Consider the following 18,474-nt stretch of genomic DNA (forward strand, 5'->3'; position numbering starts at 1 on the left):
GCGCCTCCCAGAACGCCACCTCGCGGGCGAACGCGGGATCGCGGCCGATCCGCCGCTCCGCCGCGCGCCGGCCCGGCGCGTCGAGCACGCCGAGCACGTATTCGGCCGCGGTCAGCGCGCCGTGCTCCTCGGGCTCTCTTCTGCCTGTATCGCTCATCGCTCGAGACACGCTCTCAGTTTGGCAAGGCCGCGCCTGATCCAGCTCTTCATGGTGCCGAGCGGCACGCCTTGGCGCTGCGCCAGCTCCTCATAGGTCAGCCCATCCAGAAACGCCGCGCGGATGGCCGCGTTTTGCCGCGCCTCGAGCTCGTCGAGGCAGTCGTTGAGCCGGGCATTCTCCTGGGCGATCTCAAGCGTCTCGGCGGCGAGCGGCGCCGGATCGGGAACCTGTTCGGCGGTGTCGATCGGCTCGCTCGCCCGGCCCAACCGCGTCCCGCGCAGGCGGTCGATGGCGCGGTTTCGCGCGATGGCGACGAGCCAGGTGATCGGGCTCGCCCGGGCCTCATCGAAGGCCCCGGCCTTTCGCCATACCGTGAGATACACTTCTTGCAGCACGTCTTCCGCCTCACTTCGGTCATTCAATATACGGAGCAAGACGCCAAATAGCTTCGCCGAGGTCGCTTCGTAGACGAGGCGCAAGGCGGCGCGGTCGCCGCCGGCAACCCGGGCAATCGCAGCCTGAAGCTCGCGGCGCCGCACCGCTTCGTCCATGAGACCGGCCCTTGTCGGATGCGCTCGATGCCGCACGACGCGAGGTGCGGCGCGCTGTTCTATCCCTGGCGGACGACTGAGGAGAAGCGGAATTTCGCGGTTGCGAAATGATCTCGGACCGTTAATCTCCCTGGAATTCATGCGGCACGCCATCGATCTCGCGATTTGACTGATCGGCTAGGGCCTTAGAGACCAGCCCAATTCCGCCGGCGGAGGGACCCCGTTTTTCCACCTCCGTCACGGAACAGTCGAATTTCTGGTGATTATGGGGCGTGCGGGGCAGAGGGCTGAACGGCCGTCAATTTGGGTTCGGGGGAGCCGTTCCCATGGAGCGGCGCCGCAGCTAGTTTAGGCGCGGAAGCGTCGATTCGCGCGAGGGAAAAGGGAACATGCTGGGACGTGCCTGTCTTGGCTTCATCGCCGGGGCCCTGTTGTTGGCTCCAACCGTTGCCTCCGCGAGCCCCGCCCTCGTCTTCGAGCCGTATAACGGCACCGTATTCTATGCCGAGGAACCTGACGCACCTTGGTTCCCCGCCTCCCTTACCAAGCTCATGACGGCTTACGTCACCTTTCATGCCCTGCGAAACGGCGAGGTGAAGCCCGACACCAAGGTCGTCTGCTCCAAACATGCCTCAATCCAGGCGCCCACGCGGCTCGGTCTCCCGGTGGGCGGGTCGATCCCGCTCGAAACCGCCCTCAAGGTGATCATCGTCAAATCGGCCAACGACGTGTCGGTGATGATCGCCGAGGCAGTCGCCGGCAGCGAGGAGGCGTTCGTCGCCCGCATGAACGAGGCGGCGAAGCGCCTCGGCATGACCCAAACCCACTTCGCCAACCCCAACGGCCTACCCGACGAGCGCCAAGTCACGTCGGCCCGCGACCTCGCCCGGCTTGCCCGCGCCATTATCATCGAGTTTCCCGAGCACGCCGACCTCTTTGCCGAGACACAAGTGCAAGTCGGGCAGCAGCGGCTCCGCACCCACAATGGACTGCTCATCAGCTTCCCGGGCGCCGATGGCATGAAGACCGGTTTCATCTGCGACTCCGGTTTCAACATCGTGGTCAGCGCCACGCGCGATGGCCGCAAGCTCGTGGCCGTCGTGCTCGGCGAACCGTCAACCCGCACGCGCAATGCTCGCGCCGCCGAGCTTCTCGAGAACGGCTTCAAGCGCTATTTCTGGAAGTCGTTGTTCGGCACGAGCCTTGATGGTCTCGCCCTGCAGACGGCGGCCTACGACGGCCCCGCGCATCTGCGCGAGGTCATTTGCGGCCCGAAGCCGTCGCGGAAGTCCCAGAAGCGGGCGGTGCGCAAGTCGAACCTCGTGCTGGATGCCGCGCCGGCGTTCGAGCTTTCCGGCACATCCAGGTCCAACGCCGCCAATTGACCCCGCTTCGCATCCCGCTCTCCGGCATTTCGGTTGTTGTGTGCGCGGCAATTGCCGGGCTCGCCCCGGCGCACGGCGAGGAGCCGTCCGAGGACATCGCCGAGACGATTGCCGAGGCGGCACAAATCTGCCGCGCCGTGGGCGGCAAGCCCGACACCGCTGCGGTCCTGCGCGGCGAAGACCTAAATGGTGATAGCCACAGCGACTTCACCGCCGACTTCGCCAAGCTGAACTGCGACGGCGCCGCCAACCCCCTATGCAATGAGAACGGCTGCACCTTGCACCTCTATTTCTCAGACGGCGAAGGCAGCTGGGACCTCGTGTTCGAGGACTTCGTCAAGAGCTACAAGTTCTCATCGAGCGGGGCCGCCCGCACCATGCATGTGACCACCTCCGGCGTGCCCTGCAACAAGCCAGCGGACGAGACCTGCGCCTACAATTACCGCCTCGACAAGGACGCCGTCGTCCCGGTGCGGTAACGGCAGTTCAGAACGACGAGCCTGGCGTCTTCAGAAAGCCCCACTCCTCCGCCGTCGAGAAGCGATCGAGAATGGCGTTGCGGTGCGGGAAGCGGCCGAAACGCGCGACGATCTCCTGATGCCTGATGGCGTAGTCGAGGTTGAGCGGATTGCCGAGCTTCATGAAGAGGCCAACGGAGCGCGCCTGATCCTCCGCATTCTCCGAATGCTGGAACGGCATATAGAGGAAGGCGCGGTGCTCGCGCGGCAGCTTCGCGTCCACGCCCTCGTCGATCGCCTGCCGGGCCAGCGCCAGCGCCGCTTTGTCCGTGGCGAACGCCCGCGGCTCGCCGCGGAACATGTTGCGCGGAAACTGATCGAGCACGAGGATGGCGGCGAGGAAGCCTTGCGGCGTCGTGAGCCAGTCCGGCGGCACGCCGTCCTTCAGCCTCTCATAGGTGTCGCGAAACCGCGCCGCGATCTCGGCGTCGACCCTCTCGGGCGGCCCGTACCATTCCTTGGGCGTGAGCTCCTCGAACCAGAAGCGCACGACTTCGTCGGCGGCGCCGGCGCTCATAGCGGCCCCGAGGTTACGCCAAGGGGCGCGCGCCGTCTCGGCTTTTCCCTATCGGGGCGAGACTCCGTCTACAGCAGGAAATCGCCCTTCGCCAGGCTGCCGACCTTCACGAAGATCTCGAAATCGGCGTTGCCGTCGCCGTTGCGATCACCCTGGACGATCACGGTGGAGCCCTTGTCCTCGAAGCGCAGCTCGCCCTTGGTGTCGCTGAAGTCGTCCTTGCCGATGAACTTGAACGCGTTGTTACCGGAAACGCCCGTCTTGGCGTCGATGGTGCGCAAGTCGATGTCGTCCTGGCCGCGCTGGAAGTGCATGATCCTGTCGCGCTGGCCGCCCGTCTTGGTCTCGGAAGGCGCGTCGAAGTTGAACAGGTCGCTGCCCTGCCCGCCGAGCTGGATGCCCCGCCCGTTGCCGCCGGTCAGCACATCGTCGCCGCCGAGGCCTTCGAGCCTGTCGTCGCCGCCGAGCCCGTTAATCTCATCGCCAAGCTCGCTCGGCGCGAGCTGGCCAGGCGCTGAACTGAAGGCATTGATGATATCGTTGCCGCCGGTGCCGTTGATGGTGAGGCCGGTGACGTCCACCCGCAATACGCTCAGGCCATCGAAGGAGAAATCCGGTACGAACAGAAACGTATCGCCATCGATCACCGCGGTCGAAAGTTGAAACGCGGTTGCCAATGCCGTGTCGACATTGTCGAAGAGGGTGGTCTGGTGCACCAGCGTTCCATCCGGCGCGACGGCGAACACGCTGATACCATCATCGTTTTCGCCCGCTGCGAACACATAGGTGGTGCCGGCGATCTTGGTTGTGGTCAGTCCAAACGCATTATCAAGGGCGAATGTCGCGTTGTCGTCGACGCTGGAGACAAAGGTCAGTGTGCCGTTGGCAGCGACCTCGAACACGTTGATGGCATCTTCGAGTACGCTCGTCGCGTACAGATAGGTCGTGCCGGCAACCACGGCGGTGGCCAATGAATCCACCCCGTCCAGCCGGAGCGCCGCATCTTCGCTATCGTCGACATTGTCGACATTGGTCAGGACGCCATTGGCGGCCACCGAGAAGACGCTGATGCCGTCATCCAACTGTCCTGCCGCAAACAAATAGGTGGTTCCACCAACGACGGCCGTAGTCAGATTCTCGACGCTGTTCAGCTGAAGGTTGATGTTTTCCACGTCGTTGACGGAATCGGCGAAAGTCAGGGTCCCATCGTTGGCGATCTGCACCACTTGGATGCCGCCGCCGTTGTCATCCGCCGAACCGGCGATAAAGGCGTAATTGTTGCCGCCGACCACCGCAGCCACGACATCCCGCGCGCCTTCGAGCTGACGGAATACGTCTCCAGCATCGAAGAATGTATCGGTGTGTACCAGCGCGCCATTTGCGAGCGCGACAAAGCTGTTGACAGCGTTCTCGGCTGTTCCTGTTGCGAGCACGAACGGTTGGCCGTTTACGGAAAGCGTAATGACGTCCTGCGCGCCGGCCAGACCCGTATCCGCGTTATCGGCGAAATTATCTACGTGGGTGAGTGTCCCGTTGGCTGAAACCTCGAACACGCTCACGCCCGCGTCTGCCGCGGCCGACACATAAAGAAATGTTCTGCCGTTGATCGTGAGGACGTTGGCCGCAGAAGCGCCGTTGATGTTGAAGTCGGGATCGTCGCTGTCGAAGACATTGTCCGTATTGACGAGAGTGAGGGCCATGGCTTCCTCCTGAAGCGTCCGCTCGGGCTGGCCGCAGCGGCGAAATCCGGTACGGGATGGGCTCGGCGTCGAGGCGACGCGCTCCCATCCGCGAACGTTCAAGCCTAGAGCTTGGGGGATTTTCCCAGTTTTTGCAGTGAGTTAGACTTGTGCTGGAGCGAATCTGCTTGTGCTCGAGCGCAATTCGCTTCGCCCCTGGCGCCTCCCTCGGCTATCTTGGCGAGAGGCGCTCCCATCCCGAGGTCGGACTTGGCTGAGGCGGACCCCATAAGGGCAAGCCTCGTTCCGAGGCTCGTCTTCTCGACCGACCAGCTCCCGGCTGGGCTCGACGACCTCACGCGATTCCGGCTCTGGCGTGATTTTCAGGAGGAGCATGTCGGCTCTCTTGAAGTTACCTATGGGGAGGAGCAGCCGTTTTGGGGCCGGATGGAGTTCGCCCAGTTCGGCGCATGCGGCATCGGCCGATATTCCGGAGCATTCACCGGCGTAACGAGAACCGCGCGCGACGTCGCCCGCGACGGCCGACAAAGCTTCTCCCTCGCGCTCAGCCACGGGTCCGCCCCTGTCTCGGTAAACTTGAGAGGCCGCCATGCACTTCTCAATCCGGGTTCGGCTACCCTGGTATCTTATGCCGATCCGGGGCAGTTCCAGTTTTCCCCGGGCTTCAGCCTGTTGGAGGTCTCTCTCCCGCACTCCGAACTATCTTGCCTTGCCGCCCACGCCGAGTCCCTTATTGCGCGACCGTTCGACCCCGGTCAGCCTGCGCTGCGCCATCTGCAGCGCTATGTCGAAATTCTGTTTGGCTCGGACGAAGCCGATACCGATCCTCTGCTCATTGCACATATTGAGGCAACGCTGCTCGATCTAATTGCGCTCGCCGTTGGGGCTCAGCGCGATGCGGCGCATATTGCGACCACACGAGGCCTGCGCGCCGCACGACTTGCGGCGATCCTGGCCGAGATCAAAACCGGGTTTGCCGATGCAGCTTTCTCGGTGGAACGTGTCGCCAAACGCGTTGGTCTTTCGCCGCGGTATGTGCAGGTCCTGCTGCACGAGACCGGGGAGACATTCACCGAGCGCGTGTTGGAGCTACGTTTACAGAGGGCGCGCTCTATGCTGGCGAGTCCCCTCCACCGCGACAGCCAGGTGGGCCAGATCGCCTACGCTTGCGGCTTCAATCAGGTCTCGCACTTCAACCACTGTTTCCGCCGCCGCTTTGGGTTGAGCCCGACCGCGGCACGGGGCGGCGCGAAACTGGTGTAGCTCGAAGTATCGCCGCCAGCCTTACAGCAAGAAATCGCCGGCGCCGAGGGTGCCGGCCTTCACGAAGATCTCGAAGTCGGCCTTGCCGTCGCCATCGACATCGCCCTGGACAATGACCTTCGAGCCCTTGTCCTCGTAGCGCAGTTCGCCCCTCTTGTCGTGGAAATCGCTCTTGCCGATCCACTTGAAGTTCTGCTTGCCGGAGACGCCCGTCTTGGCGTCGATACTTCGCAGGTCGATTTCGTCCTCACCGCGCTCAAAATCCTGGATCCTATCGCGGTTCGCGCCGGGCCTCGATTCGGAAACCTTGTTGAAATCGAACCGGTCGCTGCCGTCATCGCCGTATAGAAAGTCGCGCTGCGCGCCGCCGGTGAGCACATCGTTGCCCGGCCCGCCCCTGAGCGTGTCTGCCCCCGATCCGCCGCGCAACACGTCCGCGAAGTCAGACCCGATGATACTGTCGTTGCCCGCAGCGCCCTCGATGAAGGCGAGCCCCGTCTTGGCGTCCAAATTGGAGAAGTCGAACAAATTGGCGGCGCTCGTGCCGAGCAAGCCCTGGCCGTTCCCGTCCCAGATCTCGATGGACGAGGCAAGCGCATCGAAGCCGGCGAGTCGCGGCGTGGCGCCGCCGAGCACCTCTAGCGTGTCAGTGTCGGCACCGCCGATAAAAATATCCCCAATCCCCTCATTGCCGGCGATCTGGAATGTGTCGTCGCCGTCGCGTCCGTCCAGCATGTCGGCGCCGGGGCCGCCACGCAGGATGTTGGGCCCGGCGTCGCCGGACAGGATATCGTTGCCGAAACCGCCGATGATGTTCTCGATGCTGGTGAGCTGGTCGGTGCCGATGTCTGGCCCCGTTGCCTGATTGGTCCCAAAATCAAGATCGACCGTCACGCTGGATACCGTCCCCGCGTAGGAAACGGTGTCCGAGCCGCCGCGCCCGTCGACCGTATCGTCGCCGTCGCCCGGCGCGAACAGGTTGTCCCCGCCGGTGCCGGAGAGGACGTCTGCCGCGGCGCTGCCGATGACGTTCTCGATGCTCTGCAACGTGTCGCCGTCGGCGTCGCCGCCAGTGCCCGTGCCGGCGTCGAGATCGACAGTGACGCCGAGGGCGGAGGTTGCGTAGCTGACGGTGTCGCTCCCGCCGCCGCCGTCGACCGCGTCAATGCCGGCGCCCGGCGCGATGACGTTGTCGCCGTCATCGCCGGTCAATATGTCGCCGAAGGCGCTGCCGATGATGTTCTCTATGCTCTGGAACAGATCGCCTTCCGCCTCGCCGCCCGACGCCGCCCCGGTCGCAAGATTGATCGTCACACCTTGCGCTGAATCGGCATAGCTCGCGGTGTCGCTGCCGGGACCGCCGTTCAGGAGGTCGGCGCCCACCCCGCCTTCAAGCGTGTCGTCGCCAGACCCGCCGAACAGCATGTCGTCACCGGCGCCGCCGGACAGGATATCGCCGAGGTCGTTTGACGCCGCCTGCGGCGTGAGCCTGAACACGTCGCCATCGATATCGACCACATAGAGATTGCCGAAGCCGTCTTCGCCAAACGATGAGGGCAGATTGATTGCCCCGAAATCCGTGTCGATCTTGTTGGTCACGTCGGTCGCGACCCAGGAGTTTCCCGATTTTCGTAGCGCCGAGATCGTGCCGGCGACGAAATCGGCGAAGATGAACTGGCCCTGAAGCGCCTCTCCGCCGCCACGATACACATAACCGCCGATCACCGACTCGCCCACGTCATGCGAATAGAAGTAGATCGGGTCGACCCGCTTGCCTTCCGTCAGATCGCCGTTACGGCGGTCGGGCCCCTCGAACACCCGCCAGCCGTAATTGGCGCCGAGCTGACCGATATTGATCTCTTCCCACATCGCCTGCCCCACGTCGGCGATGAACAACGTGCCGAGCGCCCGGTCGAAGCTGTCGCGGAACGGGTTGCGCAGGCCAAGCGCGTAGATCTCGTCGGCGCCGGGCTTATCGACGAACGGATTGTCGTTTGGGATGGCGTAGTCCCGATCGGGATTGACGGGAAAATCGTCGCCGCTCACATCGACGCGCAAGATCTTGCCGAGCAGGCTGTTGATGTCCTGGGCGCTGTCGTTGGGAGTGCCTCCGCCGCCGCCGTCGCCCGAGGCGATGTAGAGATAGCCGTCCGGGCCGAATCCCATCCAGCCGGCCTTGTGGTTGTTGGTATCCCGCTGTTCGAAGGTGAGGATCAGGTCGGCACTCGCCTCGTCGGCCACGTTGGGATCGGCCGACACGGTATAGCGCCGCACCTCGGTATCGCCGTCGAGGTTGATCAGGTTCACGTAGAAGAAGCCGTTATTGGCGAAATCCGGATCGAAGGCGAGGCCGAGCAGCCCCTTCTCCCCGGCCGTTTGCACTTCGTTGGAGATATCGAGGAAGGGGGTGCCGAGCACATTGCCGCTCGCAAGGTCGAGGATCTTGATGACCCCGCCCTTCTCGACGATGAACAGCCGGCTCGTGTCGCCTCCCGGCGCGCCGGCGAATAGCGGCTGACTGAGTCCGGTGGCGACCCGCTCGGCGGTGATCGTGGTCGCCGTCCGTTGCGAGCCGTTCGGGTTAAACCCGTAGATTACATCGTTGTCGGCGGTGCCGCTCAGCACGTTGGCGCCACTACCACCGACGATGAGGTTGGCCATCGCGAGCCTGCCTGCGGCCGTCTCCGGAAGAGGCGCGGACGGCCGACGCTTGGGCCCAAGAGAAACAGGCGCGGGGGCTGACGAGAAGCGGGGCTGCTTCTCTTGGTAAGGGCTAGACTACCCGATTCTCAGCAAATCGAGACGAGTTCGATGACCTTTGGGGAAACTGCCTGCACTACAGCAGAAAGTCGCCCTTCGCCAGGCTGCCGACCTTCACGAAGATCTCGAAGTCGGCCTCGCCGTCGCCGTTGCGATCGCCCTGGACGATGACCTTTGAGCCCTTGTCCTCGTAACGCAGCTCGCCCTTCGCCTCGCTGAACTCGTCCTTACCGATGAACCTGAACTTGTTATTGCCGGAGACCCCCGTCCTGGCATCGATGTCCTTGAGGTCGATGTCATCCTGGCCGCGCTGGAAGTGATTGATCTTGTCGCGCTGACTGCCCTTCTTGGTCTCGGACGCCGCATTGGAGTCGAAACGATCGCTGTCTGCGCCGCCGAGCTGGATGTCCCGCCCGCCGCCTCCGGTCAGCACATCATCGCCGCCGAGGCCTTCGAGCCTATCGTCGCCACCAAGGCCGCTGATGACGTCGCCGAGCTCGCTCGGCAGGAATTCGGCCGCCGGCGCATTGAGTGCGTCGATCGTATCGTTACCGCCCGTGCCGTTGATGGTGAGCCCCGTGACATCGACCCTGAAACTGCTGATACCGTCGTCAAAATGGCCGGCCGCGTAGAGGAAAGTCTGACCGTTGACCACCGCCGTCGCGAGATCCCGCACTCCAAGGAGCTCAAGGTCCGGTTCGTCAGCGTCGTCGATGTTGTCGACATTGATCAGAGTGCCGTCGGCAGCGACCCCAAAGACGCTAATGCCATTGTCGCCGGTCCCGGCGACGAACACATACTCGGTGCCGGCAATCTTGGTTGCCGTGATGGCGATCGCTCCGCCGAGGTTGAGCGTGCTGTCGTCCGTGACATTGAAGACATTGGTGAGGTCGCCACCGAGGCCGACCTCGAACACGCTGATGCCGTCGTCGCTAAGGCCTGCGGCAAATAGATAGATCTTGCTTCCGACCACGGCTGTCGCGAGCGCGGCGACCCCATCGAGCTCCAGATTGCCTGCGTCGGTCACGTTGTCTTGGTTGATGAGCGTGCCGGTCGTTGTGGTGAAGACGCTGATGCCGCCGTCTTCGATGCCGGCCACGAACAGAGCCGTAACACTATTGCCGACGCCGATCTGCGCTGTGGCAAGGGCTATGGCGCCGTCCAGTTGAAAAGCTCCATCGTCCGAGTCGTCTACATTGTCGCGGTTGATGAGCGTTCCGTCCGCGGCAACCTCGAACGAGCTGACACCGTCGTCATTGGAGGCCGCCACGAAGATGAGATCGCGGTTCTGGGCTGTATTGACGGAGATAACGGCGTTTGCGTTGCCAAGCTCAAGGGTCGCATCGTCAGCCACATTGTCGACATTGATCAATTGCCCGCTGGCAAGCGCGGCGAAGCCGCTTAGCCCGTCGTCGCTAAAGCCGGTGGCAAAAACGAGGGGCTGGCCGTCAACGAATATCGTGGTGAGTGAGGTGAGGGCAAACAGATTGAAATCGGGATCGTCGGCGTCGTCGACATTCTCGATGTTGATGATGTTCCCGTCGCTATCCTGCTCGAAAACGCTGATGCCGTTGTCGGCGTTCCCGCCCACGCAAAAGAAGTGCCTGCCTGCGAACTCGAAAGTCGTAACGGCAATCGCGCCATCCAACTCGAGACCAGGGAGATCGGAATCATCGAGGTTTCTGCTGTTGACGAGGTTCAGGGCCATCGCTGCCTCCGAGGGTTACAGCAGGAAATCGCCTTTGCTCAGGGTGCCGACGGCGACGAAGATCTCGAAATCGGCCTTGCCATCGCCATTCCGGTCGCCTTGGACGATGACCGTGGCGCCCTTGTCCTCGAAGCGCAGCTCGCCCTTGACGTCGTTGAAATCGTCTTTGCCGATGAACTTGAAGGCGTTGTTGCCGGAGACGCCCGTCTTGGCGTCGATGGTGCTGAGGTCGATGTCGTCATCACCGCGCTTGAACTGCTGGATCTTGTCGCGCTGACTGCCCTTCTTAGACTCGGACACCGAGTTGAAGTCGAAGTCGTCATTGCCGGCATCGCCGAACATGAAGTCGCGCCCTGTGCCACCGGTAATTTCGTCGTTGCCGTCGCCTCCGCGCAGCGTGTCCGTGCCCGATCCGCCATTGAGGATATCGTTGCCGCCTTGGCCGAAGATGGAATCGTTGCCGCTTAGCCCATTGACGGTTGCCCCCTCGATGCGGCTGGTGAGCGCGTCGCCGGCATTTGTTCCATTGATGGGGCTCGTGCGCGGGTCCCAGATCGAGGTGGCCACGTCCGCGTCGCCACCCGGGCCTGGATCGTTATTGATATCGCCGATGGCGTAGGCGATACGGCCGTCGCTCAAGAGCGCGCTGTCGGGACTATCGGTGGAGAGACCATCCTTCACCGCGTACTCGTCGCCGATCTTGGCGCCGTTCGCGGAGAAGCGTTGCGCGCGCACCTGACCGAGGTCGCTGTCCTCCCACGTGACCAGGAAGCCGCCATCGTCGAGCGCCACGACCGTGGACTCGTCCTGAACGGCGTCTGTGTTGGTGTTGACAAGGATGTTCTCTTGCACGACGTCGCCGAGATTGGTCAGGATCGTTGCACGGACGTCAACTTGACCGCCGACGAGCGAGAAGTCGGTCCAAGTCACGACGAAACCGCCGCCCTTCAGCGCCGCAACGTCGGCCTCGAACTCGAGCACGTCGTCGCCAGTTTCGGTACCGGGGACGTCGATGGGAGCGGTAAAAATCCCCGTCGGCGAAACGAGGACCAGGCTGATGACGTCACTGTCCTCATCTGCGTACACCACGGCCGCATTGCCGCTCGTGAGCGTGGCGGTGGCGGGAACGTCTGCTAGGGCGGCGCCGGTATCGAGGTTGCGGTCCAGCCCGTCGCCGTTCGCCTGCACAATGCGCCCGAGGATGTCGAGATTGGAGCCGGTATCAAACGAATAGGTGGCCAGATAGCTGCCGTTGGCGAAGGCCGTAAGGGACGGGTTGGCGCCGTCATTAGGGCCGGTCAGAATCGTGTCCTGACTGATGAAGTCGAGGTCTGTGTCGAAGCGGCGCACGAGAATATTGCCATTGTCGCGCACGAAGGCGACCGCAATCGTGCCGTCGGCAAGCAGCGTGATGTCCGGCTGGTCTTCATCGCCGTTGAAGCCGGGGGTTAGGTGGACCTCCCCGCCGACCTTCTCGCCGAGCACATTGTAGCGCTGACCGACAATGGTGCTTCCAGGCGCATGGACGCCGCTTGCATCGTTCCAGACGATGACATAGCCGCCATCGGGAAGAGCAACGATCTGTCCGTCTCCCTGCGCTGTTCCGGCATCGGAGGTGTTGACCTGCGTGAGGTCCTTCCAAAGCGTTGGTGTATCGACCATGGTCTCCTCCTCAAAACCCGCGCGGGGTCAATCGGCCACTAGCAAACTTGGTCGCGGGGCCGATTTCCGGGAAAAAAGCTATGGGGATGGGGACCTGTTGGCGTCATAAAAACGTTGACCCCCGTGCTGTTTTGGCGGAGTTCGGGCCGCACACACCCCGAAAAGTAGCCCTTGCCTTGGTGTCGGGATTGGTCGAGCCTAGCCAAGCGTTTTCAGGCCCGGATTGAGGCCATGACCCCCCAGCTGAAGGGGCTCCCTGAGCTCAAGAATTTCTCCGAGGTTGTCAGCACGATCTACGATTGTGCCGTCGATCCCTATTGCTGGCCCACCGCCATCGAGCAAATCGCCGGCCTGGTCCAAGGCGTCAATGGGGTGATCATGGTGCTCGACCCGATCGCCAATCAGAATCGCTTCTACGCGAATTGGAACCTCGCTCCGGAGTTACTGAAGGCGTATAACGAGAACTATCACGCGGACAATCCGCTGAACGAAGGCGGCCAGAGATTCGACGTCGGCGAACCCTTCAACGTCCCCATGCTCATGGAGACGGGTCGGTGGCTCGAAAGCAGGGTCTACCGGGAATTTGGGCGGCCGAACGGATTCCTAGACAATATCGCCGTTGCCCTGCTCAAGACCCCATCGCGGCTCGGTAGCCTGGCAATTGTCCGGGGTGAAGAGGCGGGGTTCTCCGGGCCTCGCGAAATCGAGATCATTCGCCTGCTTGCACCGCATCTGCGCAAGGCGATTTCGATTGCCGATCTCATCGAGATGCGCGAGCTGACCGCGCGAACGTTTGAAAGCTCGTTCGACGCGCTCAGCGTTCCGGTGATCCTGGTCGACGAGTGCGCCGGTGTTGTTCACGCAAACAAGGCGGCGCGCGACGTTTTCGCAGCGGGGGACGTTGTGCGCTCCGAGCACGGCACGCTCAAATCGATCGCAACAGACGCATCGGAGCGGCTCGAAAACGCTATCGTTGACGCAACAGGAGAGGATGGCCCCGAGGGTCCGGCGGCCCGGGTGGTCTATCTTCCACGCTCCGACGGCCAGCCTTCCTTTGCCCACGTGTTGCCGATCCACACCGGCGCACGGGGCCGTATTGAACCCGCAGCAACCGCCGCGATCTTTGTCACGCCCGCGCCCGGAGCGTCGTCGCTTCCGGTTCAGGCTTGGGCTTCCGCTTTCGGCCTCACGCAGACCGAGGGTCGCGTGCTTGGATTACTGGTCGAAGGGTACAGCGCCGGTGAAATCGCCGAGCGGCTCGAAGTGGCGGACACGACGGTGCGCACGCATATCGCCCGCCTCATGGAGAAGGCCGGCGTGAAACGTCAGAGCGAACTCATGCGGCTGGTGATGCAACTCCACTGCGCTCCGCTGGTCCGGTAGCAGGGGTTAATCCCTTAAAGCAGGAAGTCGCCCTTCGACAGGGCGCCGACGGCGACGAAGATCTCGAAGTCGGCCTTGCCGTCGCCGTTGATGTCGCCTTGAACGATAACGTTCTTGCCCTTGCCCTCGTAGCGCAGCTCGCCATTCATGCCGCTGAAGTCCTGGTCGCCGATCCACTTGAACTTCTGATTGCCGGGGCCCTTCTTGGCGTCGATGTCGCTCACGTCGATCTTGTCCTGGCCGCGCTTGAAGTCCTTAATCTGGTCGCGCTTGCCACCGACCACACTGTCCTTGATGGCGTTGAAATCGAAGCTGTCCTTGCCGGCGTCGCTCCAGAGCATGTCTTTGCCCTTGCCGCCTGTGAGCACATCCGCGCCGGCGCCGCCGTAGAGCTTGTCGTTGCCCTTGCCGCCGACCAGGAGATCCAGGCCCGCGTCACCATAGAGCCGGTCGTTGCCTGCCCCGCCGAAGAGCTTGTCATTATTGCTGAGCCCCTTGATCACATCCGCGGAGCCGAGCCCCCTGATGATGTCGATGTCGGTGCTGCCAACGAGCTTGTCGGATTTTGTTGTGCCGATCAGGAGTTCCGGTGAGACGTTGTCGATTCCCAGTAAGTCGAACACTTGGGGAGGACCTTCGAGCGCGGCGCCTTCTCCGCTACCGACGATCGTCGGGTCCGTGACCCTGACTTCGATGGCGTAGTTCGGCTTGATCTCGAAATCGATTGGGATCCCGGCCTTCAGGAACAGCTCGGCGCCGATGATCTCGAAGGCAAATGCGTCGTCGCCCGTGAGCGTAAGCACGTTCTCGCCGACGCCGTCGTCGATGATCTCGATGTCGGCAAGCTTGATGCGCGCGGCCGTCGAGATGGTCTCGGGCAAGGAACCGACGAAGTGAAGCAGGGCGGCGGTCGGCGCATCGTTCACCGGCGTCAGGTCGAGGGTCGCCGTCGATTCGGCCGAATGCTCCCCGTCGCTGGCCGTGAAGGACAAGGTGACGTCGGTGTCATCGTTCTCGGCGGGCGTGTACGTCCAGGTGCCGTTGCCATTGTCGACGAGGACGCCATCGCCGTCCTCAATCGACAGCGATGAGATGTTGAGCGTGCTGCTGTCGACATCGTCCGCGCCGGCCAGAAGCTCGGCGGACGTGATCAAGCGGGTGGTATCTTCGTCGATGGCGCCGAGATCGACAGGGGAAGCGGTCGGCGCATCGTTTATGGCATTGACCGTGACCGTTGTGGTCGAGACGGTGCTTGCGGCGCTGCCATCGTCCGCCTGCCAGGCAATGGTCCGCTCCGGATGCGCCCCCATCGCCGTCGGGTCCTGGCTCGACGAGGAGAACGCCACCTGACTGAGGAGCGCCTGGTAAGTTGCCTTGCTGCCCTCACCCATAAAGTTGAGGACGCCGCTTCCCGCGTTATAGCTCCACGTTATGCCGTTGCTGATGCCGCTGGTAGCGCCGCCGATCGAAAGCGAGTCGCCTTGTGTAAGGCCGCTTGCGATTGTGACTGTAGCCGCGGCCAGTGTGACGTTGTCGACATCGGCGACCGTCAAGCCCGGCGCAAGTGTCGTCGGCGCGGCAAGCTCCGTGTAGCTCGCGCTCGCCCCCACATTGCCGAGCACCGGCGCGTCGTTGACATCGCTGATGGCGATATGCGCGTTATCCGTCGCGCTCGAGTACGGTGTCGTGCCGCCGCCGGGCGCCACGCTTGTCGTGCCGCCGATATTGGGGGTCTGATCCCAGGCCACATAGGTGAAGCTGCTCGACCCGCCATTGTTGCCGTCCGGCGCAAAGCGGACCATGCTCGATTGATCGAGCAGAAGCGCCTCCGTGGTGGAGTAGGAGCCGAAGGTCGCCCAAGTGCCACCTCCATCGACCGAGTACTCCCAATGCCCGTTGGCGCTTTGCGCGCCGATGACGGCGATGCCCTTGGCGACGCCGGCACCGTCAGGGTCGGTGATGCTGGTGCCGACGATCGAGGCGACCGTCTGGCCCGGATTGCTCGTATCATCCTCGCTGATCGGGGTGAGTTGCGGATTGAACGGCGTGAGCACCGGCGCGTCGTTGACCGGCGTAATGTCGAGCAGCGCCGTGAGCGTGAGAGGGCTTCCTCCATCTTGCGCCGAGACGGAAAACTCGACGGAGGTGTCGTCGTTCGTCGCTGGCGAATAGATCCAGGAGCCGTTGCCATTGCTCGCAAGACTGCCAGCACCGCTCTGAATGAGCAAAACGACATTTGCCGACGGGCCGAGTTCCGGAAAGCCGGCAAGAAGCTCGGCTTTGGTGATGACTCGGGTCCCGTCCTCGGCCATCGCACCAAGGTTGATGGACACCTGTTTTCCCCCGCAAACCTAAAATTTGCGGAAGATTGGCGGGTGCCGCCTAAGGGGGGCTTAAGTGTGTTGGAGAGGCGGGGACTATTTGTCGGTTGTGGTTAATTACTGCTTTTAGCCGCTTTTCGGGGGCTCCGCGGCGATGGCCGCTTAGACGAGGCGCTTGGCCTCCGCGCTCGCCCAGTCGGCAGGGCGCCGAGCCCTGCCGATCTCCCGGCCCCTAGAAATAGAAGTGTGCGACGTTCAGCGAGCCGATATCCACCTTGATGTCGAAATCCGACTTGCCGTCGCCGTTCTTGTCCACTTGAACGACCACCTTGGAGCCTTTGTCCTCGTAACGCGCTTCGCCCTTTTCGCCGGTGAAGTCCTTCTTGCCGAGCCAATCCAGCTTACCGCCGAAAATATCGCGAAGGTCGATCTTGTCGCCCTTCTTCAAGTCGGTGATGCGGTCGGCCTTCCCTCCCTTTCCTGAATCCTTGAGGCTGTTGAAGTCGAAGATGTCTTTATCGGCACCGCCGGTCATCGTGTCCCTGTCTCGGCCGCCGGTCAGCTTGTCTTTGCCGGCGCCGCCATTGAGGGTGTCGTTGCCATTGCCGCCGCGCAAATCGTCGGCGAAGATCGAGCCGATGATGTTGTCGTTACCGCTGAGGCCGTCAATGAACTTGAGCCCGGTCTTCTGCTGAAGCCCAAGGAAGTTTAGGTCGTTGGCACCGGTGGTGCCGCGCACGCCGTTATTCCCCACCCAACGTTCGATCGAAGAATTTGTGGCGTTGAAGAAACCTAACGTGACGAGACCGGTCGCCTCGATCGTATCGGTGCCGGTTCCGCCGCCCATGAAGTCGAACTGCGCGTTCGTGCCGCTAATCCGGAAGATGTCGTTGCCATCTAGGCCAAGCAGATTGTCGCCGCTCGCGCCGCCGATGAAGATGTCGTTCCGGCTCGATCCGGTGATGTTGTCGAACAGAGCGGTTCCCTGCCAAATGATGACATCCTGATCGTCCCAGTTGACGAAGTTGATGAACTGCCCCGTCTCGACATTCGCGCCCGTGATTTCGACGATGTCCTGATTATCGGAGTCGCCCGTGATCGTTAGGTTCGTTGAAAGCCCAATTGTTGGGAGCTGATTGTTGCCTTGTTCAAAATCCCTGGAGGCGCGTCGAAAGTAATGCCCTCGATCCCTGCAACCGGAATCGCTTCGAACACGATGTCGCCGCTGATCCAAATCCGGTCGATGCCGGTTGCCCCGGTGTCATTGATCGACTCACCGGCGACCACATCGCCCGGGCTGAAGAAGTAGTTATCGCTTCCGTCGCCCCCGTCCTGCGTGTCGGCGCCACCACCACCCCTGATCCAGTCATCGAAGTCCGAGCCCGTGATGAAGTCGGCTTCCTCAAGGCCCAATGCTTCACCTGAGAAATAGCCGTCGAATGGCTTCGGATTGGAGGCATCGTAGGAAGCGACAGTGGTGGTGAAGCCTGCGTCGCTAAAGACATCTATGCTCGTATAGGTGCCGCCGTCCGGCTCATCGCCGTCGTAGTCGAGATCGCTGCCGTTCACTCGCACGTAGAAGACGCCGAGATCCGTGTTGATTGAATACTCATAAGTTGTGTCGGACTTGCTGATGGGAGCGCCATCGCGCTGCTGCCAGAAGAACCCAGTCCTGAATGGTTGCAAGAATGCAATGATGGCCATGATGCCTCGCTTCGACGGCGCGCCGCCCTGCAACCTCGGTGGACTTTGCCTTGTTGGGGGAGAGTTTCGGCCTGCGGGAAGCCCTTGTCGTCACCAGTTCTGGTGACGTAAGCGAATTCGTGGCATTTAGTGAGAGTCAGCTTTTTGGGGGTTGCGCGTCGATCGCCGCCTCGATGAGGCGCTTGGCTTCCGGGCTCGCCCAGTCGGCGGGGCCCACGAGCCTTCCGATCTCCTTGCCGCCGCGAGAAATAAGAAGCGTGGTCGGCATGCCGACCGCTTTCACCGTCACGAACAGCTTGCCCGACGGGTCGGTGTAGAGCGCGAGATCCTTGGCGCCGGTCTCTTCCAAGAACACGCGGGCCTTGTCCGGGCCACCTTTGTCGATATTGACCGCCACCACCTCGAAATCCGCGCCGCCGAGCGCGGCCTGAAGGGCATTGAGCTGGGGCATCTCCTCGCGGCAGGGCACGCACCACGTCGCCCAGATATTGAGGAGCACGACCTTGCCCCTGAGGTCTGCGAGGGATTTGGGCGCGCCCTCCCCATCGGCGAAGGTGAAGTCCGGCACGTCGAGCGGCTTCGGCCGCACCAGGAACGCGGCCATCGCGCCCTTGTTCAGGCCTGCGAGCGGGCTTGCCTCGCCACTTTCGCCGTTTGCCGAGGCAACCTCGGGCGGCGCTTCCGGCGCGATTGCCGGCCTCCCGCCATTGTCAGACGGGGCCAAACTCCAATATACCGTGGCGAACCCGGCAAGCGCCGCGATCGCTGCAGCGACCGCATATGTAGCCGGTGACGCGGCGTGCTTGCGTCTCTTCGTTGCGTTCACGCCATCCTCTTCTTGG

The 18,474-nt window shown here is 62.7% G+C and carries 14 protein-coding genes; 4 read left to right on the forward strand and 10 right to left on the reverse strand.

Translation table 11 applies throughout. From position 1 onward, the window contains the following. Positions 1-153: 153 nt before the first annotated feature. Positions 154-711 carry a sigma-70 family RNA polymerase sigma factor gene (locus ACRECX_RS03580; RefSeq protein ID WP_431557442.1) on the reverse strand — a complete coding sequence of 186 codons (558 nt, stop codon included), beginning with the start codon at positions 709-711 and terminating at the stop codon, positions 154-156. 389 nt (positions 712-1,100) lie between these two features. Here ACRECX_RS03580 and ACRECX_RS03585 point away from each other — a divergent pair, with 389 nt between their 5' ends. After that, positions 1,101-2,096 carry a D-alanyl-D-alanine carboxypeptidase family protein gene (locus ACRECX_RS03585; RefSeq protein ID WP_431557443.1) on the forward strand — a complete coding sequence of 332 codons (996 nt, stop codon included), beginning with the start codon at positions 1,101-1,103 and terminating at the stop codon, positions 2,094-2,096. Further along, positions 2,093-2,575, forward strand: coding sequence for a hypothetical protein (locus tag ACRECX_RS03590; RefSeq protein ID WP_431557444.1), 483 nt, complete (start codon positions 2,093-2,095; stop codon positions 2,573-2,575). The genes ACRECX_RS03585 and ACRECX_RS03590 overlap by 4 nt, the downstream gene beginning before the upstream one ends. Before the next feature lie 7 nt (positions 2,576-2,582). Here ACRECX_RS03590 and ACRECX_RS03595 read toward each other — a convergent pair whose 3' ends face one another. Beyond that, entirely contained in the window at positions 2,583-3,131 is a 549-nt protein-coding gene (locus ACRECX_RS03595; protein ID WP_431557445.1) for a DUF924 family protein, read from the reverse strand. Positions 3,132-3,199: 68 nt separating this feature from the next. Further along, positions 3,200-4,831: a beta-propeller fold lactonase family protein gene (locus tag ACRECX_RS03600; protein WP_431557446.1), complete on the reverse strand. Its 1,632-nt coding sequence runs from the start codon at positions 4,829-4,831 to the stop codon at positions 3,200-3,202. 249 nt (positions 4,832-5,080) lie between these two features. On the opposite strand from ACRECX_RS03600, the gene ACRECX_RS03605 reads away from it, so the two are divergent. Beyond that, on the forward strand, positions 5,081-6,094 hold the full coding sequence (locus tag ACRECX_RS03605) for an AraC family transcriptional regulator (protein WP_431557447.1): 1,014 nt from the start codon (positions 5,081-5,083) through the stop codon (positions 6,092-6,094). A 21-nt stretch (positions 6,095-6,115) separates the two neighbouring features. Here ACRECX_RS03605 and ACRECX_RS03610 read toward each other — a convergent pair whose 3' ends face one another. From ACRECX_RS03610 to ACRECX_RS03620, 3 genes are all read right to left on the reverse strand, one after another. After that, entirely contained in the window at positions 6,116-8,755 is a 2,640-nt protein-coding gene (locus ACRECX_RS03610) for a PQQ-dependent sugar dehydrogenase (RefSeq protein ID WP_431557448.1), read from the reverse strand. 175 nt (positions 8,756-8,930) lie between these two features. Further along, positions 8,931-10,562, reverse strand: coding sequence for a hypothetical protein (locus ACRECX_RS03615; protein ID WP_431557449.1), 1,632 nt, complete (start codon positions 10,560-10,562; stop codon positions 8,931-8,933). Between the two features lie 15 nt (positions 10,563-10,577). Beyond that, the gene (locus tag ACRECX_RS03620) at positions 10,578-12,224 is read right to left on the reverse strand and encodes a calcium-binding protein (RefSeq protein WP_431557450.1); all 1,647 of its coding nucleotides are present in this window, start codon (positions 12,222-12,224) and stop codon (positions 10,578-10,580) included. 378 nt (positions 12,225-12,602) lie between these two features. Here ACRECX_RS03620 and ACRECX_RS03625 point away from each other — a divergent pair, with 378 nt between their 5' ends. Beyond that, entirely contained in the window at positions 12,603-13,607 is a 1,005-nt protein-coding gene (locus ACRECX_RS03625; RefSeq protein ID WP_431557635.1) for a helix-turn-helix transcriptional regulator, read from the forward strand. Positions 13,608-13,621: 14 nt separating this feature from the next. On the opposite strand, the gene ACRECX_RS03630 is transcribed toward ACRECX_RS03625, so the two are convergent. From ACRECX_RS03630 to ACRECX_RS03645, 4 genes are all read right to left on the reverse strand, one after another. Next, on the reverse strand, positions 13,622-15,940 hold the full coding sequence (locus ACRECX_RS03630; RefSeq protein ID WP_431557451.1) for a tandem-95 repeat protein: 2,319 nt from the start codon (positions 15,938-15,940) through the stop codon (positions 13,622-13,624). A 220-nt stretch (positions 15,941-16,160) separates the two neighbouring features. After that, positions 16,161-17,051, reverse strand: coding sequence for a calcium-binding protein (locus tag ACRECX_RS03635; RefSeq protein ID WP_431557636.1), 891 nt, complete (start codon positions 17,049-17,051; stop codon positions 16,161-16,163). Then, positions 17,030-17,632, reverse strand: coding sequence for a hypothetical protein (locus tag ACRECX_RS03640; protein WP_431557452.1), 603 nt, complete (start codon positions 17,630-17,632; stop codon positions 17,030-17,032). Before ACRECX_RS03640 ends, ACRECX_RS03635 begins: the two co-directional genes overlap by 22 nt. Before the next feature lie 136 nt (positions 17,633-17,768). Beyond that, complete coding sequence (locus ACRECX_RS03645; RefSeq protein WP_431557453.1) at positions 17,769-18,458, reverse strand: TlpA family protein disulfide reductase; 690 nt, start codon at positions 18,456-18,458, stop codon at positions 17,769-17,771. Between the last annotated feature and the right edge of the window lie 16 nt (positions 18,459-18,474).

The sequence above is a fragment of the Methyloceanibacter sp. genome (assembly GCF_050726195.1).
GTDB lineage: Bacteria > Pseudomonadota > Alphaproteobacteria > Rhizobiales > Methyloligellaceae > Methyloceanibacter.

Excerpts from the sequence above, each read along its gene's own strand:
- ACRECX_RS03580 (WP_431557442.1), bottom strand. The coding sequence starts at position 711 with ATGGACGAAGCGGTGCGGCGCCGCGAGCTTCAGGCTGCGATTGCCCGG.
- ACRECX_RS03585 (WP_431557443.1), top strand. The coding sequence starts at position 1,101 with ATGCTGGGACGTGCCTGTCTTGGCTTCATCGCCGGGGCCCTGTTGTTG.
- ACRECX_RS03595 (WP_431557445.1), bottom strand. The coding sequence starts at position 3,131 with ATGAGCGCCGGCGCCGCCGACGAAGTCGTGCGCTTCTGGTTCGAGGAG.
- ACRECX_RS03600 (WP_431557446.1), bottom strand. The coding sequence starts at position 4,831 with ATGGCCCTCACTCTCGTCAATACGGACAATGTCTTCGACAGCGACGAT.
- ACRECX_RS03610 (WP_431557448.1), bottom strand. The coding sequence starts at position 8,755 with ATGGCCAACCTCATCGTCGGTGGTAGTGGCGCCAACGTGCTGAGCGGC.
- ACRECX_RS03615 (WP_431557449.1), bottom strand. The coding sequence starts at position 10,562 with ATGGCCCTGAACCTCGTCAACAGCAGAAACCTCGATGATTCCGATCTC.
- ACRECX_RS03620 (WP_431557450.1), bottom strand. The coding sequence starts at position 12,224 with ATGGTCGATACACCAACGCTTTGGAAGGACCTCACGCAGGTCAACACC.
- ACRECX_RS03625 (WP_431557635.1), top strand. The coding sequence starts at position 12,603 with ATGGTGCTCGACCCGATCGCCAATCAGAATCGCTTCTACGCGAATTGG.
- ACRECX_RS03640 (WP_431557452.1), bottom strand. The coding sequence starts at position 17,632 with ATGGCCATCATTGCATTCTTGCAACCATTCAGGACTGGGTTCTTCTGG.